This is a genomic window from Shewanella sp. BJSY2023SW005 (genome assembly GCF_047314585.1).
GTDB classification, from domain to species: Bacteria; Pseudomonadota; Gammaproteobacteria; order Enterobacterales; family Shewanellaceae; genus Shewanella; species Shewanella algae.
In genome coordinates this window covers 277,726-300,157 of record NZ_JBKORJ010000020.1, presented here as the reverse complement: position 1 = coordinate 300,157, position 22,432 = coordinate 277,726, and the positions used below count along the sequence as shown (strand labels likewise).

Below are 22,432 nucleotides of genomic sequence, written 5' to 3'. Positions count from 1 at the left end.
TTTGTGTTCGGAGATTCCCCATGTCGTTACTCAACTTTGATCCAAACCAGTATCGTACCCAGTCGCCAACCCAGCAAAGCCAAACCAGTCAACAGCAAGGCCGGTTTGCCGATTCTGTCGATATGTTTCAGGCCGGTGCTGCTTCTGGTCTTGGTGGGATCTTCGATTTCTTTGGTGCTGACGGCATAGCCAAGTCACTGTATGGCATATCAGACGACCAATTCGGCCAGCTGTCTGACCGTGGGCGAGAAGCTATGAGCAAGCCCATGTTTGAATTCAATGAATTGGGAGAGGTCGCGCTTGGTGAAGGCATGACAGATCTGGATTCATGGATCCTCAATATGGCCAACATGGCCGGACAGTTGGCGCCAACCATGATACCTGGTGCCGGTATGGCTGGCGCCGCAACCAAAGCTTTAAGTCTGGGAGCCAAAGGGGCAAAGGCCGCACAGGTAGCAGGTATGGGCCTAACTGGCGGGTCTTCGGCTACCGGCCAGGCAATGAATCAGGCACGCCAAGAGGTGATGAACATACCGGATCAAGTGTTAGCCGATTCCGACATTTTTCAGAGGAAATTTATCGAGCTGGATCAGCAAAGCCCTGAACTTGATGATCTGGCCAAGTGGAATGCTGCTAAGTCAGAAGTTGCTGAACAGGTAGCAAAAGAGGTCAGAGCCGATCCGAAAACACTGCTGGCTAACTTTGCGGCCTCAGCCATAGGAGATCCGATCCTTGGTAAAGCGTTGACAGGGATAAGGTTGGCTAAGTCTGGAGCGTTCCGCTCGGCGCTGGCCGGAGCCTTTACCGAAGGCGCCACTGAAGCTGCGCAGGCTGGCACAAGCCAGTATGCCGTTGATAGTGCAGTCTCAAAGCTGGATAACAGGGATCCAACTGCAAATGTAAAACTTGCCGCACTGAATGAAGGGGTTCTTGGGGCCGGTGTTGGTGGAGTCGCTGGCTTTGGTGGTGGGCTTCTGAATAGAAAACCAAAGCCGGGAGTTAAAAATGATGCAGCGGATCCAATAAGGGAGGACAGCCCAGGGTTAGCTAGCGCAATGGATTCACTCGCTGGCGAAAGTGTTGCGAGGCAGATTGATATGGCCGAAATAGCAGCCACACAGACGCCTGCATCACCTGCTATAGACTACGACCAACCTGCGGCAGCGCGTCAGGCTGGCATGGGTGGCACCATGGATGCTGGCCGCTTTGGAGACGAAGTTATCGCAAGAGATAATGCGATGAAAGGCCGAAGCTTTCCAACTGTGCCAGGCTCTGACTTTCAGCGCAGCCGCTTGAGCGATGCTATTGAACAAGCGCAAAGCCTTGCCGATAACCGCCGTGAAGGTGAATGGCTGCCGCCGGAAACACAGGCGCGTCCAATCGTTACCGGCTTGCTGGCCAACCCTGCTATTGACAGTGAAACCTTAAACGCCGAGCGCACCCGCGAAGCAATGGCTGCGCAGCCTGGCAACCTTGTCGGCAAGTCATCGACCATATTTGCCGATGACGGCAGGCCAGCGCAGCAGCGCCAGCAGTTTGCCGACGAAATCACCCGGGAGAACGCCGCCAGGCCACTGGCCATTGAGGACAAGGGCATTGTCTTTGCCGGTGATGAAACTGGCGTTAACGTCAAAGCCAGTGGTAAGGCCTTTGCTAGTCGCAAAGAGGCGCTTGCTAGCAAGGGGGCCAGGCAAGCCAAGCGCGCTGGCAATGAAATCGAAGCGGTTAAGTTTGGCAAAGGCTGGGGCTGGCAGGTGGCTAGCGATGTAAAAAAGCCTAATGCAGCTCATGAGCCAATTGGAAATGTTGAGCAGCAAAAAGTAAGAACAGGTCGCGACGAAAAGTATGGGATAGATGTGGAGATGACATCCAATAAGGACGGTTCTTACACTATCAAAGATTCAGATGAAAACTCGCGAGATTTAACTATTTCTAGCGGCTATGGTGGTGTGTATCGCGGGAATCAGATACTTAATCAGATAGGCGAGTTTGTTGAAGCTAATGAGATTGTTCAGGCTGGAACTGGCAATATTTCAAGTGAAAACACACCATACAAAGGTACAAAAGAAAATATTAAAAAAGCTGTAGACCTTGTTGCTGAGATTGAATTTAGCAGAAAAACAGGGGATATGGATAAAGTTGATCAACTTGAGCAAGATCTTTATAACCTAGTTACTGGTAATACCGCAAAATCTAAAGTTACACCAAAAGCCACAGGCAAAATAGCCAAGGTTTTTACGCCAAGCAATAAAGAGATAGAAACTGAATACCAACTCATTGAATCAGATGAGCTTATCGCATCCAACGATTTTGCCGGCAAGGTGGATCCGCGCTATCCAGCCAGCCGCCAGCCACGGGACCGCAGCCGCGCAAGCTCGCAGCTGCAGATTGCCGCCATTGCCTATGAACCCAATCCGGCCCGCCTGGCAGACAGCGCCGAGTCTGACCGGGGCGCGCCTATTGTGTCTGGCAACGTGGTGGAGTCAGGCAACGGCCGCAGCATCGGACTTAAAGAAGCCTATGCCAGGGGCCGCGCTGAAAACTATCGTCAGTACCTGATTGATAATGCTGAGCAGTTTGGCTTTACCCCTGAGCAGATCCGCGCCATGAAGTCGCCGGTGCTGGTGCGTCAGCGCCTGACAGACCTCACCGAGGACGAGATCCGCGCCTTTACGGTGGACAGCAATAAGTCGGCATCGCTGGAACTCTCCCCCATGGAGGCAGCCAAGGCAGATGCCGAGGCGGTAACAGATGACATGCTAGATATGCTGAGCGTGCCGGATGACGGCAACGTGCTGTCAGGCTCGAATCGCCAGTTTGTGCAAGCCTTTACCCGTGGCATGAATCAGCAGGAGTTGGCCCGTTATCTAACTGCAGATGGCGGCTTTAACAAGGATTTTGCCGACCGCGTAGAGCGGGCCATTTTTGCCAAAGGTTACGATAACGATACCCTGCTTGAACTGGTGGCCGAGTCTACCAGCACCGAGCAAAAGAACGTGCTCAATTCGCTGGCCAATGTGGCCGGTAAAATGGCCAGGCTGCGCGGCGTCAATCAGGACGTATGGACCGAAGTCAGCAACATCCTTGGCGATGCCACGGCGCTGGTGATGAAAGCACGACGGGAAGGCAAGGCGCTGGCAGAGCTCGCCAGTCAGGGCGACATGATGAGCGGTTACGTCGCCTCAGAAGTGGATACCATGGCCGCCGCGATTGATGCTAATATCCGCAGTGGCAAGAAGATCACCGCATTGCTTGACGGGGTGATCACCTCGCTTATCAATGCCAATATCAATCAGGGCAGCATGTTCGACACCGAACCGCTTAGCCCACAGCAGGCGATAGCGTATGTCAAACAGCAACAGCAAACCCAGCAACAAGCCCCACGACCCGGCGCGGATTTATTCGGCGCTAATCCGCCAAAACTCCCCCGAGGCGGTGAAGGCCAGACGGACAGCGTTCAAGCAGCTGGTAGAACAGAGCCAGAAGCAGTAACAGCCAAGCCAAATCCCAACACCATCTTTACAGACGAAGCCGTCTATGATGCAGCGCCATCAAAGGATGAGGCTGCCAAGACGCAAGGCGAATCTGAGAAAGCCGAACCAATAACCGACTTTGGCGAGAAGATTGGCGGCGCCAAAAAAGACACTTGGCAGGCTACGATAAAAGCCCTTGAAGATACCGGGACAACCGAGTCACAGCCTTTGTCAAAATCATGGCCTGAACCTGACTACCAAAAGCTGATCGGCGAAGGCGTTACACCTGAAGCAGCGGCGCTGGCGGCCATGCTTCGAGGCGTAACCGGAACCAAGCCAAGAGATAAGCGCCGGCTTGCCGGTTGGACTGCTTCAGTTAACAAGCTGAAGGAAATCGCTCTGTCTGCCATATCCGGAGAAAAGACGGCCGACCAAGCCATTGACTCAATGATAAATGAACGCCTGATCTCCAGTCGCGTCAATGCCTACGAGATCCGCCGCACCCTGCCTGTTATCGCCAAGTCGTCACCAGCAAACTTTAAGCGCGCCGCCAGATACATGATTGGCGGGGGCAATTTCTCTATGTTCAACGGCGTGCAGTTTGATAAGCCCAAAACCATGCACCTGGTAGAGTTTGACGGAAAATCAATCTACAGCACCGCAGATGAATCCCTCGAGGTGGTGCAGGGCAGGCTGGCTGAGTTGCTGGCTGCCGACGCCAAATCATCGGGCACGGCTGGCGACACCAAGAAGTATTCCAAGGTATCAGTCTACGTTGATCGCCATACCAAAGAATCGTTCCTTGGTTGGGAGTCGTCCACTGGAGTGTTGAGGATCAAGACATTCCCCGGCACCAAAGAGGCGCGCGCCTACCTTGAAGCAAATCGCGATGAGGTTGAACAGCGTCTACAGCAGATGAAGAAGATCCCATCAGAGCGCCGCGCCGAAAACCGCGGCCGAGTAGGACCAAAGCGCTACTCAGCCAATGTGACCCCAGCGGTGTTTGCTGAAACCTTCGGATTCCGTGGCGTGGAGTTCGGCAACTGGGTAGAACAGGGCAAGCGTCAAAAAGATTTGAACGAGGCCTATGACGCACTGGCTGATTTGGCCGATGCCATTGATATCCCGCTCAAGGCCTTGTCACTCAATGGGCGCTTGGGTATGGCGTTTGGTGCCCGTGGCTCAGGTGGCGTTAATCCGGCCAAGGCTCACTATGAGCCAGGCAAACTGGTCATTAACTTGACCAAGAAGGCTGGTGCCGGTTCATTGGCACACGAATGGATGCATGCGCTGGATAATTACTTCAACCGTGATCGCCGTGGCGGTGACTTCATCAGCGACAATGCCTACGGTCAGCACAACGACCCAGTGCGTGAGCCTGTAGTAAATGCGTTCAAGGGACTGATGAAAGCCATCGGCAAAGACTCGGGGATGCTCAAGCGAGCGCTGGGGCTAGACTCCACACGCTCAAAGGCTTATTGGTCAGAAAATACTGAAATGCTGGCACGAAGCTTTGAGCGCTTTATTATCGATGAGCTTGGCCGCAAGGGAATGAGCAACGACTATCTGGCGAACATCATAGATGAGGCCGAATGGAACAAGGTGCAAGGCGCACTGGCTGAGGTCGGACTGGAGGCCAAGCCGTACCCATACCCAACCAATGAAGAAGCGGCCGGCATTAATGCTGCGTTCCAAACCCTATTTGAAACCATTGACAGCAGGCCAACTGAAGGCGGCAATATTGAGCTGTTCAACAAGAACTCCCGGGGCGTAAACCGTGGCAGTCGCAAGTTTAGTCAGGCCGATGCCCAGCGCGCCGTTGATGACGTAATGAAACGCCTTTCAGGCGCTGCTGGCATCAGAGTTAACTTATTCACCAGCCAAGAAGAATTTTTGGAACGATTCAACGTGCCAGCCATGGCGCAGCAAGGTCAGACTATTTACGGTGCGTATGATGATCGCCGCAATTCTGCCTATTTGATACTCGATAACTTCGCCAGTATTGATGACCTTCGTTCTACTCTTGTGCATGAAGTGCTGGCCCACGGCGGGCTGCATACAGTAATTGGCCAAGCCAAGTATCAGGAATTTGTCAAAAAACTCACCAGCACCCGGGCACGCGCCGAGCTTAAAGACCTTTGGGCTCGCATAGACAAGGACTATAAGGGCGCATCTGAATCTGTTAAGGCTGAAGAAGTCTTTGCCAACTTTGTCCAGAACCAACCAGAGCGCGGCAGCCTTAAAGCTTGGTGGTTTGAGTTGAAGCGGTGGCTTCGCCGTCAGTTTGAGGGCTTGGGTATTCTGCGTAAGAACCACGCCCGCAATGAAATGGAAGATATGGTAAAGGCCATTGTGCGCGGCTTTGATAAGCGCAAGCAGCGAATGGACAGGGCAAGCGCTGTTCTTGAGCGCAGCGGCAAGAGCCCTGCTGATATTCGCTACAGCAAAGCAGGCAGCATCACAGACACTCCAGCGTTTAAGCGCTGGTTTGGTGACTCCAAGGTGGTGGATGAGAACGGCGATCCGCTGGTGGTTTATCACGGCACTGGCGCTGACTTCTCTACGTTCTCACTAGACAAGGCTGGTAGCGGTACTGACACTGGGATGCTTGGCAAAGGCTTCTACTTTTCCACAGATCCCAATTACGCAAGCCAATATGCAAGGCGGGGCGAGTCACCGAATGTAATGCCTGTTTATGTCTCGCTAAAAAAACCACTGGTAACAAACAACTTGCGCGATTTGCCTGCAATACCTGAACCGCAAACCATTGAAGAAATGGCAATCGCTGACGTTCTGTATTCGCAGCAAATGCGCGACACCTTGATGTCCCAAGGTTATGACGGGGTTATTTATGAAACCCCCAACGGCACGAAAGAAATCGTCGCTTTCGAGCCAACCCAAATCAAATCAGCCAACGGCAACAACGGTCAGTTTGATCCCGAAAACCCTGACATTCGTTTCAGCATGGCAATGGAAGAAGATGGCCGCACCGCCAAACAAAAGCTCGGCCTCGAGGAACAGGCAGAGGAAAGCGTTAGCGAGCGGATCAAGGCCAAGTATCGGGAGACTGCCGGCAACCTTAAAGACTCAAAGTTTTGGAACCGCCTGAAAGAGGGGATCTTCGACGGACTCCACGGCATCAAGCAGGCAGAAGAAGCCGCAGGCATTACCGACCCCAACAAGATGGGATATGTATCTGCGCGCTTGGCTTCAGGCTTGGCTGACGTTCTGCACGGTGTTTTTCACTACGGGGCCCCAGAGTGGCGCGATGGCATCATTCAGCGCAAGGAAGGCACCAAGGGCCTCTTGGAGGTGCTTGGCCAGTTGCCTGACGGCGAGCTCAACAATTGGCTGGCATGGATGGGCGCCAACCGCGCCAAACAACTTAAAGCAGAGGGCCGCGAGAACAACCTAAGCCAAGCCGATATTGACGAGCTGCTGGCGCTGGCCGATGGCAAGGAAGCACTATTCGAGCAGGTCCGAAGTGAGTACAACGCCATTAACAGTGCTGTGCTCGATGTGGCCCAGGGCGCCGGGCTTATCAGCGCCGAGCAGCGTGCCGGGTTTGACGAGCAGTATTATGTGCCGTTCTTCCGCGAGCAGGATGTTGATCCTGAAATGCAGGATATTCACTCTATGGTAGTGGCGCCGTACAGCAAAAAAGGCATTGCAGGGCAAAACGCCAAAATTAAAGAGCTGAAGGGCGGCAAACAGTCCACCAAAGACCTGCTTGAAAACATCATTCTCCGCCAGTCAACAATGCTCGATGCCGCACTCAAGAATAAGGCAATGATGGAAGTGACCGACAATCTTACCGGCACCGACTTTATGACTAAGGTAGATAGCCCAGAGTTTGCCAAGCTGAGCCAGCGCGAGCTGAACAGCATTCAGCGCGTTAAGGTGATGCGAAACGGCCAGGCTGAGGCCTACGCCGTGAGTGACCCGGCACTGCTGCGCTCGCTGATTGCCGTTAACGACATTGGCAGCTCAAGCATGTTCAACAAGATGGGCCGCAGCTTTAAGCGTTTCCTCACCACGGGGATCACCTTATCGCCCGACTTCATCTTTAAAAACTTTGTCCGTGATGCTGCCCAGGCATGGATGGTTAACAAGGATGGGTTCAGGCTGGGCGCCGACTCAATCAAGGGCCTGAAAGACGCCTTTGCCGAGGACGAGGCATACCGGGATTTGATTTTCTCCGGCGCCGCGTTCCAAGGCGGCTACGTCCACGGCGCGGATCCCGAAGCCGCAGCCCAGCAGATACGCCGGGCGCTGGCCAAGAAGGGCCTTGGCAAGTCCGAGATTGAAAGCTATATGGGATCGCTGGTTACCAACGGCGGCCAGCTGCTCGAGAAGTACCGAGCGATATCCGACAAGGTGGAAAACGCCAACCGCCTGAGCACATTCAAGGCAGGCATGAACGCTGGCAAGAGCAAGCGGCAGGCGGCATTTGAAGCCAAGGACCTGATGGACTACAGCCTCAAGGGCAATTTTGCGCTGATCTCCACCATGATTGACTTTCTCCCGTTCTTCAATGCGCGACTGCAGGGCCTGTATAAGCTCGGGCGCGCAGCTGCTGCCGGTGAAAACGACAAGGTGCTGAAAGTGCTTAGCGCCAACCTGGCTATGAAGGGCATGAAAGTGGCCGCGTTCTCGCTGGCACTGGCCGCCATGAATGACGACGACGAGCGTTATCAGGAGCTGCCAGACTGGGACAAGGACGCAAACTGGCACTTCTGGATTGGTGACGACCATTTCAGGATCCCCAAGCCGTTCGAGCTGGGCATTGTGTTTGGCACCCTGCCTGAGCGCATGTTGCACCTGGGCACCGGCACCCATGGCGGCGACGACACAGCCCGCGCTGTTGGTAACGCCGTATTCAACACGTTGGCGCTGAACCCGCTACCTCAGTTTGCGCTGCCGGCAGTCGAAGTTTTGGTTAACCGCTCCTTCTTTAAGGGCTCGCCCATTGAAGGCATGGCAGACCAGAACCGCCAGCCCGGTGACCGCTACAACGCCAATACCAGCGATGTGGCCCGCGAGCTGGGCCAGGCCCTGAACGTGAGCCCCAAGAAGATTGAGCACTTGATTGTGGGCTACACCGGCACCCTTGGCGGCTATGTGCTGGGCGCTGCCGACATACTGGCACGCCAGATGCTTGGCCGCGAGAAAGCGGAAACCCCGATCAGCCGCTATCCGGTGATCAAAGCCTTTTACGGTGGCGATGCGCCCAAGGGCAACACCAAGTTCCAGCAGGAATTTTACGATGCGCTCGAGGCCGCGCAGCAGGCATACGGCAGCTATAAGCGCGCCGTAGAGGAAGGGGACAACGGAAGGGCTCAGCAGATCCTTGAGGATAACCGCGACAAGCTGGCCGTGCGCTTGGCGCTTGGCCGGGTTAATCGCCAGGTATCGGCGCTGAATAAGCAAATGGAGCAGGTTAATAACTCAAGCATGAGCCCGGCAGAGAAGCGCCAGCGGCTTGACGAGATCACCCGTCAGAAGAACGCCGCCTATCAGGCCGCGTATGTGGGGCTGAACTTAATTGAGTGGTGAGGTACAGCCAAACAAAAAAATAACAACAAGTGAAGCGAGGCCAAGGAAGGCCCAAAAACTTTCCTGCCGGTGGCGCCACTTTACGCCGCCAGCTATCCCGCCGACATACAACCCAGCGCAGATCAGCAAAAGCCCCGCCAGCCAGTTGAGATTTTCCCCAACAGCCAACCCAACGATGATAAGTACCAGCATTCCGAGTATGTGCATAGGTTTAGTTTAGCTCAAAAAAAATGCCGGGCGAACCCGGCAGGAGGGAGGCAAGGCCTCAGATGGTTAGCAGCGTGTGAATTGGTGCAGACCTTCCAGCCTGCTTGGAGCTTGTACCCGCTTTCACGGTTTGGGCTCTAGGCGGGATCGACATTCACGGAGCCGCCTCTTTATTCCGTGAACATCAGGCCGATTAACCGCGCCACCCGGTTTGCTGTGAAACCCGCCATCGTCTAGGCCAATTACTCGCTGACGGGGGAGTTTACCCCCTTTGTGGCTCTCGCCAGGGTTACACATTGAATAAACCTTTCTACCGTCCCACAACGAGCGCCCTGTGGGGGGCGCGTCTCGAAAGGTTGAATCGATGTGTGCTGTCTTTCCAGCTGTCAGAGGTCTTTCCCTCAGTCAAACTTTTAATAAGCACCTGCTTGCGTATTGGGATTGCTTACAAGGTACCTTTGCTGAACAAGTCAGCGGCTTGAATCCTAACACCATGATCGGTGAATGCAAGCTGCAAAAATCATTCAGAATATGATTTTAAAATATCAGTAAAAACAAGGCCAAAATTAGCAGAAATACGCAAATCATATTCTGAAAAAAGGTCGCAATTGCTTGATATTTCTCAGTTGAGCGAGTGATTTAAAATCCCTCGCTGGTAACAGCGTGACGGTTCAAGTCCGTCCTCGGGTACCATTCTAAATGGTGCAAAAAAGGCTCCCTCGAGGAGCCTTTTTTGTGTCCAAACCCAGATGCTTTCTCTTGCTACATTTCCATAGCGTTGCCATTCTGCCGTTTGCTATTTATCTCTGAGTCGTTCCAAAAACGATATAGCCAATGATTTCAAGCATGATGGGACATTTACGTTCCTCGGGTATACACTCGTTTTGTTTGAAATCGATTGGGAGCCAAGAGTTTTGCTGACAAGCCGCCACTATTTGCGCGAAGGACCGGATTATCGTTTCGACGAGCAGGTCAGTTTTCTCGATATCAAGCAACAGTTCGGCTTTGCCAATGTGCGGGTAGGCAAGTGGGTCAGCGCTGAAGAATCGCGGCTGGCTGCCAATCTGATATTTGATTCTCTGGCGGACCTGGCTTTTATACTCAAGTTGCCGCCGGACGCCATTGGACTAAGGCAAACCCTGAATCTGGACTTTGGTCTAGGCGGTCAGAAAGGTGTCCAGGCGCACTACGCCCCCCATGAAAGGATATTGGCGCTGGCGAAAAATGCCGGTGCCGGCGCCTTGGCCCATGAGTTTTGGCACGCCTTTGATCACTATATTGCCAAAGCAGCCTTTGGCATTCATTCAAGTGTCGACCAGCTAGCCTGCTGCAACGATTCCGGTTTGGCGTTTAGCGTTGGCAGTGCTATTGGTTTTGGCAGTGACCTTTATCTTAAAGATGTTGAGCTTAGACCCCATCCACTCAACCGTCATTTGGCATTCCTTTATCAAACCGTGCTTATAAGCCCGGATGGCCTTGAGCCGAGTGACTATGTGCGCCGGGCCATTGCCTTGGATAAATATTATGGCAGGCGCTATTTTTCGCTCCCTACGGAGTTGATGGCCCGGGCCTTTGAAGCCGCTATCGAGTCTTTTACCGATATACGGAACCAATATCTGGTGTCGGGTACGACTTTCTCACAGCTCAATGATTCAGGGGCCTATCCTGATGAGGCTCATAGAAAAGCGATTCTCAACGCGCTGGCAAATTACTTTGGCATGCTCGGTGAAGCGCTTATCCGCCAGAGTCATCGCGAAAGTAACAAGAAGCCAAACGGAAGTTAACTGGCTTATGATAAGCTCGATCGTTAGCGTCATTTAGCTAATGAGTGACGACAACCTAAAGCCCGAAATTCTCAAGTAAAAGGAGATTAACCCTATGCCACAACTATTGATAACCGGTGCCAACCGCGGCATAGGATTGGCGTTGACCCAAGTCTATCTTGCCGCCGGTTGGGACGTATTGGCCTGTTGTCGCGATCCGGAAACGGCCGACGAACTGCTGGATCTGGTCAACGAATTTCAGGGGCTGGAGGTGTTTGCTCTGGATGTGACCGACTATGAGGCGGTGGCTGATCTGGCTGCAGAGCTTGAGGGACGGGGCCTGGATCTGCTGCTCAACAATGCAGGCTATTATGGCCCCAAAGGTTTGCAGTTAGGACAATTGCCTGTGGATGAATGGCGCACAGTGTTTGAAGTAAACAGCATAGCGCCTTGTAAGCTTGCTGAAGCTTTCCTGCCTCATCTTATCCAAGCAAAAGGCATCATAGCCAATATCTCATCCAAGGTCGGTAGTATGGCCGACAACCAGAGTGGTGGTGGTTATCTGTATCGTTCATCCAAGGCCGCGCTCAACTCGATCACCAAGAGTCTTGCCTTAGATTTGGCCAATGTCGGTGTCAAAGCGGTAGCCTTGCATCCCGGTTGGGTGCAAACCAGCATGGGCGGCCCCAATGCGCTTATTGATGTAGATACCTCGGCGGCCGGTATGAAACAACTGCTGGATAACCTCAGCCAGGCACAAAGTGGCGGATTTTATGATTACTGCGGCAACAGTATACCCTGGTAACCAGATCCTTTTTATCTATGGCGCTTATTTTGCGCTTGGCCGGTAATTTGCTGAAAGGCAAGAGGAAAAAGGGCGAGAAGCTAAGTCTGAGTTTAAAATCATACTTTGGGTTGATAGCTTGCAATTCATCCGGCCCAAAAGTGTTAGCGCTGGGTGGTTTTCTGGTCAAGTAATAGAGTAAAATAATTGATTTTATTCGCATAACCTGTTCCTTTGTCGATACAGGCCCCCGTTTTGTATCGGTTATACTTTTGGCGGATCTTTCTGCTACTTTAGGCTGGGTAATGTAACGTTGTTGTTACATTTGCAATATCGGTTTCCGGCACAGTGCAACGCTGCAATTTAGATGCTGCTTAAAAAATGTCCTAGGTTAAAACGGCCCTCGAGGCAAAATCATAATAACCAAGGAAATCATTATGCAAAGGAAACATTTCATTGCGATTGCAGTTGCTGCAGCCCTGAGCAGCCCGCTCGTTCTGGCACAGGACTATCAAGCCCAGTTACATGCGGTCAATCCTGCCAAAGCCATCAAAGATCAGTACATAGTAGTGTTCAATACCCCGGCGGTTATCAACCTTAATGACCCGAATGGTGTCAGCGCCTACGCCAGCAGTATGGGCGCAAGGCTCGCCAACGAACACGGCATTGAAGTCAGACAAAACTTTGGCAACAGCCTCAACGGGGTATTGGTCAAGGCTAATGGGGCTCAGATCCAGAGTCTGCTTAAAGATCCCAACATCAAATATGTTGAGCAGGATCAAAGGGTGTCCATTGAACCCATGGTGGAAGCCGCCGGCGATCAAGGCGGAGCTACCTGGGGGCTTGACCGGATAGATCAGCGGGATCTGCCGCTCAACAGTAACTACCATTACGACTATGACGGCTCCGGCGTCACCGCCTTTGTCATAGACACAGGTGTACGTAACACTCACAATGAGTTTGGCGGCCGTGCCAGCAGTGGCTATGACTTTATCGATAACGATAACGACAGCAGTGACTGTAACGGTCATGGTACCCATGTTGCCGGGACTATAGGCGGCAGCACTTACGGAGTTGCCAAGAATGTCAATATTGTTGGGGTCAGGGTACTTAACTGCTCGGGCTCAGGTACCAACTCCGGAGTGATTTCCGGGATCAACTGGGTGAAAAACAACGCCCAAGGGCCTTCGGTTGCCAACATGAGTTTGGGCGGCGGCGCCTCCCAGGCGCTGGATGATGCGGTAAATGCGGCCGTAGCGGCCGGGATAAGCTTTGTTGTGGCAGCAGGCAATGACAACAGTAATGCCTGTAACTATTCACCGGCGCGGGCCGCCAATGCGGTGACTGTGGGTTCTACCACCAGCACCGACAGTCGCTCAAGTTTCTCCAACTACGGCACCTGTCTGGACATCTATGCTCCGGGTTCGTCAATCACCTCTGCCTGGTACAACTCCAACAGCGCAACTAATACCATTAGTGGTACTTCCATGGCATCCCCCCATGTTGCCGGGGTGGCGGCACTTTATCTGGCGGAAAACCCAGCCTTGAGCCCGACTCAGCTGACTAACTTGCTGGTAAGCCGCGCCTCATCCGGCAAAGTGGGCGATGCCAAGACAGGTTCACCCAACAAGCTGCTCTATTCTCTGGCAGGCGATGACGGCGGTTGTGGCAATGATTGTCCATCGGATGATACTCCATTGGATAACGGCGTGGGGATCAGTGTCAGCGGTGTCCAGGGTTCATCCAACTATTTCTATATCGATGTCCCTGCGGGCGCTGCCGACTTGAACATAGATCTGGCTGGCGGCAGTGGTGATGCCGATCTCTATGTCAGCCAAGGCAGCAAACCCACGTTAAACAGCTACCAATGCCGCCCCTACAAGAGTGGCAACAATGAGAGCTGCAGCTTCAGCTCGCCGGCAGAAGGGCGCTGGTACGTGATGCTGCAGGGTTACAGTGCCTACAGCGGCGCCACATTAACGGCAACACACAGCGCCGGCGGTGGTTGTGGCAGCGATTGTCTGGAAAATGGCGTGCCGAAGAGCAACTTGAGTGGCAGTGCGGGTTCAGAGCAGCATTTCACTGTCCAGGTTCCGGCGGGTGTTAGCCTGAATATTGCTACCAGCGGCGGCAGTGGTGACGCCGATCTCTATGTTCGCGCCGGGGCTGCACCTTCTACGTCTGTGTATGATTGCCGTCCGTACAAGAATGGCAACAGTGAAAGCTGCAGCTTTCAAGTCACCCAGGCGGCGACCTATCATGTGATGATCCGCGGATACTCCGCCTTCTCGGGCATGCAACTCTTGGCAAGCTTCTGACTATAAAAGGATAAAAAGCCGCCTTCAGGCGGCTTTTTTACTGACGCTATGGTACTCATTCACATATAGAGAACATCCACTTAAAAGATCATCCACTTCAGAGACTGGATTTGCATACCAGGATTAATCGCTCGGCAGTGAAGAAGGCCTCCCCAGAGTTCGCGGAAATGCAGCCGAGACACAGGGAATAACCTCAAAACGATAGCCATAAAGCTCGCCGGCGTCGGGCAAGATCTGCAACAGCTCGTAATCATTGAGTTCAACGCCGGTCGCATTGGCAGACATCTGGCAACGACTGCGGCCATCGGCTTCCATGCCAAAAGCGAAGTCGGCCACAAGCTGCCTGACTTTGTGCCTGTAGGCGGCGGTGAAACGGGCGTATACCAAAGCATCATCTTCCGCTTTTGTTGCGTTATTTTCCGTTTCTTGCGCTTGTGATTTCTGTCCTGCTGGATCCTGGCGTTCAGTATTCAGCTTGTTTGTCTCTTGCTCAGCGCTTAAGACATCTTTTCCTTGGGCGGTGTCCGGGACATGCAAAGGGGGGAGGTTTGCATTTGCTTTATCCTCGTTTGGCTTAAACTGACCATTAAAGGAGAAGCTGACGCCCTTGTCATCGACTCTGAAGCGGCTCTCCATGAAACGCTCCATATCGACCAGCAGCATCAGATGATGCAGGATTAAAAACGATAACATGAGCCTGAGAAAGGTTGTGCTCACAGGATAGGCGTACTTGGGCTGCCACTTGAAGCCGATAAGCCCCACCAGCTTGAGCAGCAGCAGTCCTACCAGGTAGATGGGCAGTAACATCTGCAGCAGCAACAGGGCAATACTGCTGGTGATCACCATCCAAACCGGAAGCTCCAGTAACAGGGCGAAGTTATGGGTATAGTTGAAATGCGCTGCCGAGACGCCGGTGACTTCATTGACTATGGCACCGCTACTGGCCAGCGAAAAGTTGGCTATGGTGGCATAAAACAGCAAAATGACCGCCTTGCCTGCCAAAGAGTGCCACAGTTTGTTGAATAACGGCCAGAACTCAATAACCAACGCGCTGACTGTGAGCAGGGTTGTCAACGAAGGGTGTTGTTCATAAAACGGCAGACTGAATAGCGCCAACAGGTAGAGCTTTTGGGCCGTGCTCAGCTTGGCGAGCCGTTGACTTATACCTGTGCGAAACCTCTGAAGAGAGGTTGAGATCTTATGATACGGCTGCAGGATTGCATGCCGGATGAGTTCGGCTGTTCCCATTGAAACCCGATGAATTATTGATTTGAAATATGGGCTTATTGTCACCAAAAGATAACCTGCTGGCAACATGCTTATCCATTGATATACAAGGGCTGAGTCGGTAAATAGTGGCAGAAGACAATAGGGGAGCAAGCTGCCAGAGCCTGCGGCATCACAATGGATTATGCTCCAGGTGCAGTTCCGCTACAGGAGTCGCTTAGCTTTTGCCACCAATTCACGTGGCGTTTGAGTTCCTTGTCGAGCCGGATATTTAAGCTGTCTTTGTTAGCGGTTTCGGCAAAGAAGTACGCGACACGACTCTCCACCGCGGTTCCCTGATAGAGTTGCTGCAGCAAATCGCCCAAACGGCGTTGAATGTGGCGACTCTGGCTAAGTTGCCGTTGTATTTGCCCGATGAAGTTTTTTACCAATATTCGCTGCAATATCTCCTGACGCTGATTGTTATGGCCTGGGCGGCACAGCAGGCCATCGAGCCGAGGCTCCAACCAATCGTTGAGGCTCGAAAGCCAGAGCAGGCTGACCGCCTGACTGCGCATATTGCGGGCAATAATCCGACTGCGCGCCAATTCAGCCAGTGCCGCATCAAGAGTCTGGGTGTCCAGTGCTTGCCAGGAAAGTTGCCCAACTTGTGCTTTCATTATGTCCGTTTTGAGTTTCACCAGGGCGGCCAGTGCTAATTCTGTTTCGATTAGACCGGCAAGCGGGGATTCGCTGGACAGAGACTCAGTGCCGATAAACAGCAGTTTGTCCAATGCCCTGTCTTGCAGAAGCATCCAATTGAACCAGTCCAGCGCATCTTGTTGCTTTTGCAATAGGGCTTCTGTCAGCAACTGTTTGGTCTGACTTTCTAGCCTGGCGTCTATAAGACAAATCGGCGCGGCTTGAATAAAGGCAAGCTGATACTTAAGCAGCTCGCTGGGCTCTGCGACTCTGCCAAGGCTGGAGTTATGTGCGGCAATTAACTCCCCGAGCCTGCAATGCATTAAGCCAAGGCTTTCCAGCAGTGGCAGTCTGGCTTCCAAAGCTTCAGGTCTATTTGCTGCATTCAGGTTTTGGTCGACTTCAGGTCGATAGTCCGGAGCGATAAAGTTTTGTGCTGTGACTCTCTCAAGCCTTGCGCTGTAATCTTGCCATAGCGATTCGGTATTATCCCGACATGCGGGTAGGGTGAGCAGTATCAGCACTGCAGCAAGGCTACGATAGACTGTTGAAGGAAAAGGTGTCATGGCAAGCCTTATTGGGAAAAGGGATTGAGCCCGGCGCAAGTAATGTTCTCATACAGTTACTCGACCATAAGTTTTATAAATTGTGATCCAAGAGGCTAAGCCCTGCCAAGCTGTCGTAACTAATACAACGTAGCGTTACGCAGACTCGTGCAGAGTTGTGCTTGCTGCTATCAGTTGTTTTTGAGCGCCGTTCAATCTTGTGTAAAGCGTCGTTGGCTTTTTCATCAAGATCTTTCTGTGCAAATTTGCTACAATGATTGCTCGCTTTTTATTGACCTTCCCCCGGAAATTTTTTGCCCGGGGATGATCTGCTTACCCAGACACGACTGCATAGCTACCGCCAATCTGCCGCGGCCGGGGAACTTTTCCCTCAGCAAAAGGCTTTTGAGTAAGACGGTACTCTACAGTTTGACTTTCTGTACTTGCTTGCGGCAAGAGGTTGATCAAGAAGGCGAAGCTACTGCCCGGGCTGCCACGGGCAAGGTCGGGCCCGTCAGGACCTTGGATTCATAGTCAGAAGCGACCCATCGGAGGTAAATGCATTATGACAATAGCTGACGTATTGACAGAGAAACACTCACCACTTTATCACACCGAAGACAAGACAGTTGTCTCCCACACCCAGCGGGATGAAGGCGACTGGATCCAACATACTCTGATGCTGGAAAATTGTGATGCGCCTTTTCGCTTCAAACGCCCTAAAAAATACCGTTCATTGAAAGGTTCCCGAGTGTCGGTCGACTATTACCCGCAAACAACCATAGTAGCCGGTTTTGAAATGGAAACCATGAAGGTGGTGCGGATCCGTCGCTGCTGAAAAAAACTGCTGGAAGTTCTCTACAAATGTTAATATTTTGTGTGTTTCCGGTGGGTGTTCGCTGAACCCGGGGCTATAACCCGGGTAGAACCCACCCAAACCATGCCTTGTAAGGATATTCCGGCCACATAAGCTCGCTGCAACAGCCTACGTTAACTCCTTGCTCCAGCTGTCGTTGACCACCCTCTGCCGACTATTTGTCATTTTGCCCCTGTTCCTGCTGACAACGGGCCAAAGCCAGGCCGCTGAAGATACGCGCTCGGATACCGCTCAGCAACCCGCAAGAGAACTGGTTATTGCCAACTCCAATTCCTGGAAACCCTTTTCATATTTGAATGATGCCGGTGAACCGGCCGGGATCCTGGTGGATATCTGGCAAGAATATGCCAAGGCCAATAGGGTCGAAGTCCGCTTTATATTGACAGACTGGCAAGGTTCGCTGGATCTGGTTCGCAGTGGTCAGGCCGATATCCACGCCGGGCTGCTTTGGTCTCAGGACAGGGAACATTACCTGGATTATGCCCAGGGTTTGCTGGGGATCGAGAGTCAACTGTTTTTCAGTCAAGGGTTACTCGGTACCGAGCCGGACGGCTACCTGACCAACGGCGGTGAAGTCGGCGTTGTCCGTGGCGGCTATGAAGAGACGTTTGTACGTCAGAAATACCCGAAGGCCAGCGTGCTGACTTATGCCAGCAACGATCTAATGTTAAAGGCCGCCTTTGCCGGCAGGTTAAAGGCATTTGTTGCCGATCTGCAGGTCGCCAACTTCTATCTCTATACCTCACGCGAGCCGGCGCGTTTTATTCCAGTCCGCCATCTTTACAGTGCCCAAATTCGTCCGGCTGTCAAAGAGGGGCAGAGCGCCTTGCTGGAAGAGATCCGCCAGGGGCTGGCCCGGATCCCAGATTCCGAATATCAAAGGATCCTCAATCGCTGGATGTATGTGGAAACTGTCTATCCACGCTATCTGCTGCAAGGCTTGCTTGGGATACTTCTGCTCGGGATCCTGGTGTATGTGTTTATGCTGCGCCGTACCGTGGCGGCGCGCACCGCCGAGCTTGAGGCTGCCAATGCCGAGCTGGCTCACCTGGCGGCTACAGATGGGCTTACCGGTATCGCCAATCGGCGGGCATTTATGGATGCGCTCGAACAAGCCTGTGATGGCCGTGGTTATGACAGTCTGACCTTGTTACTGTTTGATATAGATGATTTCAAGCGGATTAATGACAGTTATGGTCATCATGTGGGTGATGAGGTCATTTGCCAATTGACGCAAATGGTAGTGGCCATCTTGCCGGAGGGAAGCGTATTTGGCCGCATAGGCGGTGAGGAGTTTTGTATTCTGCAGCTGGGCATGACAGAAGCCGAGGCCAAGACCCTGGCCACCCGGCTGCTTTTGTCGGTAGACAGAGAGCCATTTGCCACCAAGGCCGGCAAATTGCCCCTCAGTATCAGCATAGGTGCCGTGTATGCCAAACCCGGTGCCCGGGATGCCCAGTCTGTGCTGGCCGACGCCGACCGTTTGATGTATCAGGTCAAGGCGTCCGGGCGTAACGATCTCCTGTTTAGGCGGATCTGATAGTAATGGCATTCCAGGCTCGTATCCCGAGCCTTAGTTAGTAAAACAACTCTCTTTAAGAGTCAGTCAAGTACCATAAGTAGTCTGTACTCATCCAAAGCGTATTGGTCTGTCATGCCGCTGATATAATCCTGCAGCAAACGACACCTGTGGTAAAACTCAGGATACTGATTGGCTTCAATGGCTCTTTTATAGGTGGCCAGGTGCTTGCCAGGCAGCTTATGGAACAGCCGGGTTTCGATAAGAGCTGTTTTGGGCAGGCCTTGTACCAGTTTGCTAAACTCATCTTCGCTCAATGCCAGCAGGGAGCGATAGTTATCCAGTAAGCCTGTGATGATCCTGTATCCCTGCAGCTCAAGTTTCTCCACTTCCCGATGGCAAAATACCTGCTTGATAGCAACTTGCTTGAGGGTTTCTGTAATGGCGTGTTCGTAGCCGCCATCTTCAAGCAGCGACTCGTTCAAGTTGCCGTGGTACACAGCTTCAATATTGTCGATAAAGCGCTTGGCGGCGTGATTGACCAAAGGGTGGATCAGTCGAACGCGGAGGAAGGTAAAAAACTGGCTCTGTTGGTTGATTGCCAGGTGGCGGGCGCTGCTGTCTGCCGCCTCAATCGATTTGCTCATAAAGTCCTTGTGTCCGAGAGCGCCTTGCTTGACCGCAATTTGCCGTTGGTACTCGGCTATCAGACTCTGTTTTAGGGTATCCAGCTCTATGATGCCTTTTTCCACTGCGTCTTCAATATCGGCCAGGCAATATGAGATGTCATCGGCGGCCTCCATGATGTAGCTCACCGGGTGGCGACAACCGGGTGCCATCTCCATGGCTTGAGTCAGTTCGGCAACAAACCTGGACTCACTGGCGTAATAACCGACTTTTTTCATCAGATAGCTTTGCTCAGGATTGGCTTTATCTTTCACAAGCATACCCGGACGGGTGTATTTCAAAATGCCGGCCAGTTGACTGTAGGTGAGATTGAGCCCGAGCAAGGTGTGGATCAAACGAATGCCTTGGGCATTGCCTTCAAAATGGGATAAGTCTTGGATCAACTCTGGATACCCGGAATCGAAACCCGAAGGCGCCAGAGAAACAAGGTTGCGCTTGAACCAATCACTGATCGCGGCCTCACCGAAGTGACCAAAGGGTGGATTGCCCACATCGTGCATCAGGCAGCTCATCTCCACCAGGGTTTCCAATTGCCGTTCCAGATATTGCAGGCCCCAGCGTTCGGCACCTGGCCCCAAAAGCTTGAATATCTTCTGTGCAATAAAGCGGCCTACCTGCTGAACTTCCATCGAGTGTGTCAAACGGCTTCGCACCGCGGCATTGCGTTCAAGCGGAAACACCTGGGTCTTTTGCTGCAGACGACGGATGGCGGCCGAGTTAATGATGCGGCCACGATCGCTTTCCAGCGCCAGCTGCAATTTTTCTGGATTATCTACCCGAGTGTCTTCCGGTTTACCAAAGGGGCGCTGCGCAGTAATTTTGCGGCGAAAATCTATCTCAGAATGCATGTCAGACACCGAGAGAACCTCCAACAAGTAGTTGCCTAAGCAAGAAAATGACTTGGAATCCGTATGTTACTCCAATGTGCCACAGTTTATCCCATGGGGCCAATTTGTGACACTCTATGTAAATTTGCGATGAGTACGATAGCGTCTTCAGTCATCGCAGAGTACTATCCTGAAAAATCCTTTCTCAGAGATGTGTTAATGCTCAAGTCCTTAAGTGTGATGTTGCTGCTTATTTTGGCGGCAACGCTCGGTTTTCTGATGTTCCATGGCGATGATGCCATGCCGGACAGGCTCAAAGGGGAGTGGACCACAGGTTGTCTCGGTGACGGTAAACTGGGTAAAGAGTTTGTCATGCGCTTTGAGGAAAACCGCTACCACAGTGTCGCCAATCTTTATGACAACAACCAATGTACAGGGGCGCCGCTGAGCCAAATCAAGGGCAGTGCCTATATCGAGTCCATAGGCGGCAAAGTCACCACTTGTGAAGGCCAGGAAGCGGATGAGGCGATGCTGTATTGGGATGAACTCGGTGATGCCAAAGCTTTTGTTTATTACATCAATGAGCAAGGTGAGCTGTTAACCGGCCGACCCAACGAAGACAAGAGTGCTACGGCACACTGGTGTCTCGATAAGGACGCCAAGTTTCACCGCCGTTGATAGCAGATTTAGGGGGCGAGTATTTGGAAGCGCCCCCAATGATTTGAGCTTCATTGGCTTTATGCCATTCTCGATAACAACCCTTTTCAGCCACCGTCAGGCTTTGCCGATGGTTGGGCAATATCTAGCTCCCATTAACCAATTCATTCACTGCCGCACGGCCAGTGCACCCTAGTGGGCCAAACTTGGGGCTGTACTGTTATATTGGATATATCAGAGGGTTCGGGTCCATTCAACTTAGAATGACGTTTTCCGCCTCTGCCAGAGTAAATCTCTGGCAGAGGAGGCTATCTTTGCTTAATCGTATGACGATAGCTGTAATAAGTCCGCATGATTCATCATAGGTACCATTACGCCTTTAATATTGACGCGAACCCGGCGTTGATAGGCGTCTTCAAACTCATGATTATAGAGCTTGGTCTTTCTTACACAGTTACCTTGCCGTATGACGCGGGCACCCTTTTGGTAGTTGGCTATACCACCAGGATTACCTGTTACCCGGCCAACAGCTTTGCGCGCCTGTTTAGGGTTTTCGCCCTCTGTGTCGGTCCACAAATGTAGCATTTCGGAGTTGCGGGCTGATTTATCTTTGCGCACCGCTCTGTTGAAAACCAAATACCGTACCTGAAACAGTTCCATAGAGGCGCAGAGTTTCAGCCATTCATCGGAAAAGCTGTCAGCGATTGCCTTGGTGAGGGGATCTATATCAGCCACTTGAGTGCTGCGATGGGCGATAACATCCAGGTCGACATTGTTGCAAACAACCCCCAAGCGTTCTTGCCAGGCTCGCTCAAAGGTCATTCTGTCTACCAGTGTCATTTTGACCAAAGTGGCCTTGAGTTCGTTGTAGCAGCTATCGGAAAAATCGAGCTTCACTTGCGTCTTAACATCTTCCCATGGCTGCGCACTATCTTTCCAAAGGGAATAATGTTGTTTTTGGAACTTATTCAGTTGCTTGACTTCGATTTCTGTCAGCGGCTCGGGTAGCCAAAGTTGTAAATAATGCTCGTTCAGTTCGTCGTATTGATCGTCCACCAAGCAGCGTATTCCCTGTTGCCTTAACAATTCCAGTACGTATTGATGGACAGCATTAAACTTCAGATTCATATTGAATTACGTCCTATGTAATTTGGCCGCACACGCTAGCGAGTTTTTCGATGAAAATCAAGTGGTCATGCCTATTTGAACCTTCTGCAATACCATGCACCCGGCCTTCCAAAAATCATAATTGAGCAGGGGTTATCGTTCTGCCTTCTCAACAAAAGCCGTATTTTATCTGACAATGGGAGC

Annotated in this window: 12 protein-coding genes; 7 read left to right on the top strand and 5 right to left on the bottom strand. The window is 52.2% G+C overall.

What is annotated here, in order from left to right:
• The first annotated feature begins 20 nt into the window (after positions 1 to 20).
• On the top strand, positions 21 to 9,029 hold the full coding sequence (locus ACMHXI_RS05615; protein WP_413734257.1) for an LPD38 domain-containing protein: 9,009 nt from the start codon (positions 21 to 23) through the stop codon (positions 9,027 to 9,029).
• Here ACMHXI_RS05615 and ACMHXI_RS05610 read toward each other — a convergent pair.
• Complete coding sequence (locus tag ACMHXI_RS05610) at positions 9,015 to 9,221, bottom strand: hypothetical protein (protein ID WP_413734255.1); 207 nt, start codon at positions 9,219 to 9,221, stop codon at positions 9,015 to 9,017. The two genes, ACMHXI_RS05615 and ACMHXI_RS05610, sit on opposite strands and share 15 nt — an antisense overlap.
• A 929-nt stretch (positions 9,222 to 10,150) precedes the next feature.
• Between ACMHXI_RS05610 and ACMHXI_RS05605 the strand changes: the two genes are divergently transcribed.
• The 3 genes from ACMHXI_RS05605 (at position 10,151) to ACMHXI_RS05595 (ending at position 14,101) form a co-directional block, all read left to right on the top strand.
• Positions 10,151 to 11,020, top strand: a complete 870-nt coding sequence (locus ACMHXI_RS05605) for a CLCA_X family protein (RefSeq protein ID WP_144133616.1) — start codon at positions 10,151 to 10,153, stop codon at positions 11,018 to 11,020.
• A gap of 94 nt (positions 11,021 to 11,114) precedes the next feature.
• On the top strand, positions 11,115 to 11,804 hold the full coding sequence (locus tag ACMHXI_RS05600; RefSeq protein ID WP_054744399.1) for an SDR family oxidoreductase: 690 nt from the start codon (positions 11,115 to 11,117) through the stop codon (positions 11,802 to 11,804).
• Positions 11,805 to 12,220: 416 nt separating this feature from the next.
• Positions 12,221 to 14,101, top strand: a complete 1,881-nt coding sequence (locus ACMHXI_RS05595) for a S8 family serine peptidase (protein WP_071238187.1) — start codon at positions 12,221 to 12,223, stop codon at positions 14,099 to 14,101.
• A gap of 123 nt (positions 14,102 to 14,224) precedes the next feature.
• On the opposite strand, the gene ACMHXI_RS05590 is transcribed toward ACMHXI_RS05595, so the two are convergent.
• Together ACMHXI_RS05590 and ACMHXI_RS05585 are read right to left on the bottom strand one after the other, a co-directional pair.
• Complete coding sequence (locus ACMHXI_RS05590; RefSeq protein ID WP_129978485.1) at positions 14,225 to 15,217, bottom strand: hypothetical protein; 993 nt, start codon at positions 15,215 to 15,217, stop codon at positions 14,225 to 14,227.
• Between the two features lie 293 nt (positions 15,218 to 15,510).
• Positions 15,511 to 16,575 (bottom strand): DUF3080 family protein, encoded by a 1,065-nt coding sequence (locus ACMHXI_RS05585; RefSeq protein ID WP_413734252.1) that lies wholly within the window; start codon positions 16,573 to 16,575, stop codon positions 15,511 to 15,513.
• A gap of 544 nt (positions 16,576 to 17,119) precedes the next feature.
• Between ACMHXI_RS05585 and ACMHXI_RS05580 the strand changes: the two genes are divergently transcribed.
• Together ACMHXI_RS05580 and ACMHXI_RS05575 are read left to right on the top strand one after the other, a co-directional pair.
• Positions 17,120 to 17,392 carry a hypothetical protein gene (locus ACMHXI_RS05580; protein WP_044734518.1) on the top strand — a complete coding sequence of 91 codons (273 nt, stop codon included), beginning with the start codon at positions 17,120 to 17,122 and terminating at the stop codon, positions 17,390 to 17,392.
• Positions 17,393 to 17,552: 160 nt separating this feature from the next.
• Positions 17,553 to 18,971: a diguanylate cyclase domain-containing protein gene (locus ACMHXI_RS05575; RefSeq protein ID WP_413734250.1), complete on the top strand. Its 1,419-nt coding sequence runs from the start codon at positions 17,553 to 17,555 to the stop codon at positions 18,969 to 18,971.
• 62 nt (positions 18,972 to 19,033) lie between these two features.
• Here the strand turns inward: ACMHXI_RS05575 and dgt are convergent, their stop codons facing one another.
• Positions 19,034 to 20,485, bottom strand: coding sequence for a dGTPase (gene dgt, locus ACMHXI_RS05570; RefSeq protein ID WP_413734361.1), 1,452 nt, complete (start codon positions 20,483 to 20,485; stop codon positions 19,034 to 19,036).
• Between the two features lie 198 nt (positions 20,486 to 20,683).
• Here dgt and ACMHXI_RS05565 point away from each other — a divergent pair, with 198 nt between their 5' ends.
• Positions 20,684 to 21,142, top strand: a complete 459-nt coding sequence (locus tag ACMHXI_RS05565; RefSeq protein ID WP_115390355.1) for a hypothetical protein — start codon at positions 20,684 to 20,686, stop codon at positions 21,140 to 21,142.
• Between the two features lie 297 nt (positions 21,143 to 21,439).
• On the opposite strand, the gene ACMHXI_RS05560 is transcribed toward ACMHXI_RS05565, so the two are convergent.
• Positions 21,440 to 22,249, bottom strand: coding sequence for a hypothetical protein (locus ACMHXI_RS05560; protein WP_139190776.1), 810 nt, complete (start codon positions 22,247 to 22,249; stop codon positions 21,440 to 21,442).
• Positions 22,250 to 22,432 lie beyond the last annotated feature (183 nt).

What these genes read in the sequence shown, in the direction of transcription:
- ACMHXI_RS05615 (WP_413734257.1), top strand. Translation starts at nt 21, where the DNA reads ATGTCGTTACTCAACTTTGATCCAAACCAGTATCGTACCCAGTCGCCA.
- ACMHXI_RS05610 (WP_413734255.1), bottom strand. Translation starts at nt 9,221, where the DNA reads ATGCTGGTACTTATCATCGTTGGGTTGGCTGTTGGGGAAAATCTCAAC.
- ACMHXI_RS05600 (WP_054744399.1), top strand. Translation starts at nt 11,115, where the DNA reads ATGCCACAACTATTGATAACCGGTGCCAACCGCGGCATAGGATTGGCG.
- ACMHXI_RS05595 (WP_071238187.1), top strand. Translation starts at nt 12,221, where the DNA reads ATGCAAAGGAAACATTTCATTGCGATTGCAGTTGCTGCAGCCCTGAGC.
- ACMHXI_RS05585 (WP_413734252.1), bottom strand. Translation starts at nt 16,575, where the DNA reads ATGACACCTTTTCCTTCAACAGTCTATCGTAGCCTTGCTGCAGTGCTG.
- ACMHXI_RS05580 (WP_044734518.1), top strand. Translation starts at nt 17,120, where the DNA reads ATGACAATAGCTGACGTATTGACAGAGAAACACTCACCACTTTATCAC.
- dgt (WP_413734361.1), bottom strand. Translation starts at nt 20,485, where the DNA reads ATGCATTCTGAGATAGATTTTCGCCGCAAAATTACTGCGCAGCGCCCC.
- ACMHXI_RS05565 (WP_115390355.1), top strand. Translation starts at nt 20,684, where the DNA reads ATGCTCAAGTCCTTAAGTGTGATGTTGCTGCTTATTTTGGCGGCAACG.
- ACMHXI_RS05560 (WP_139190776.1), bottom strand. Translation starts at nt 22,249, where the DNA reads ATGAATCTGAAGTTTAATGCTGTCCATCAATACGTACTGGAATTGTTA.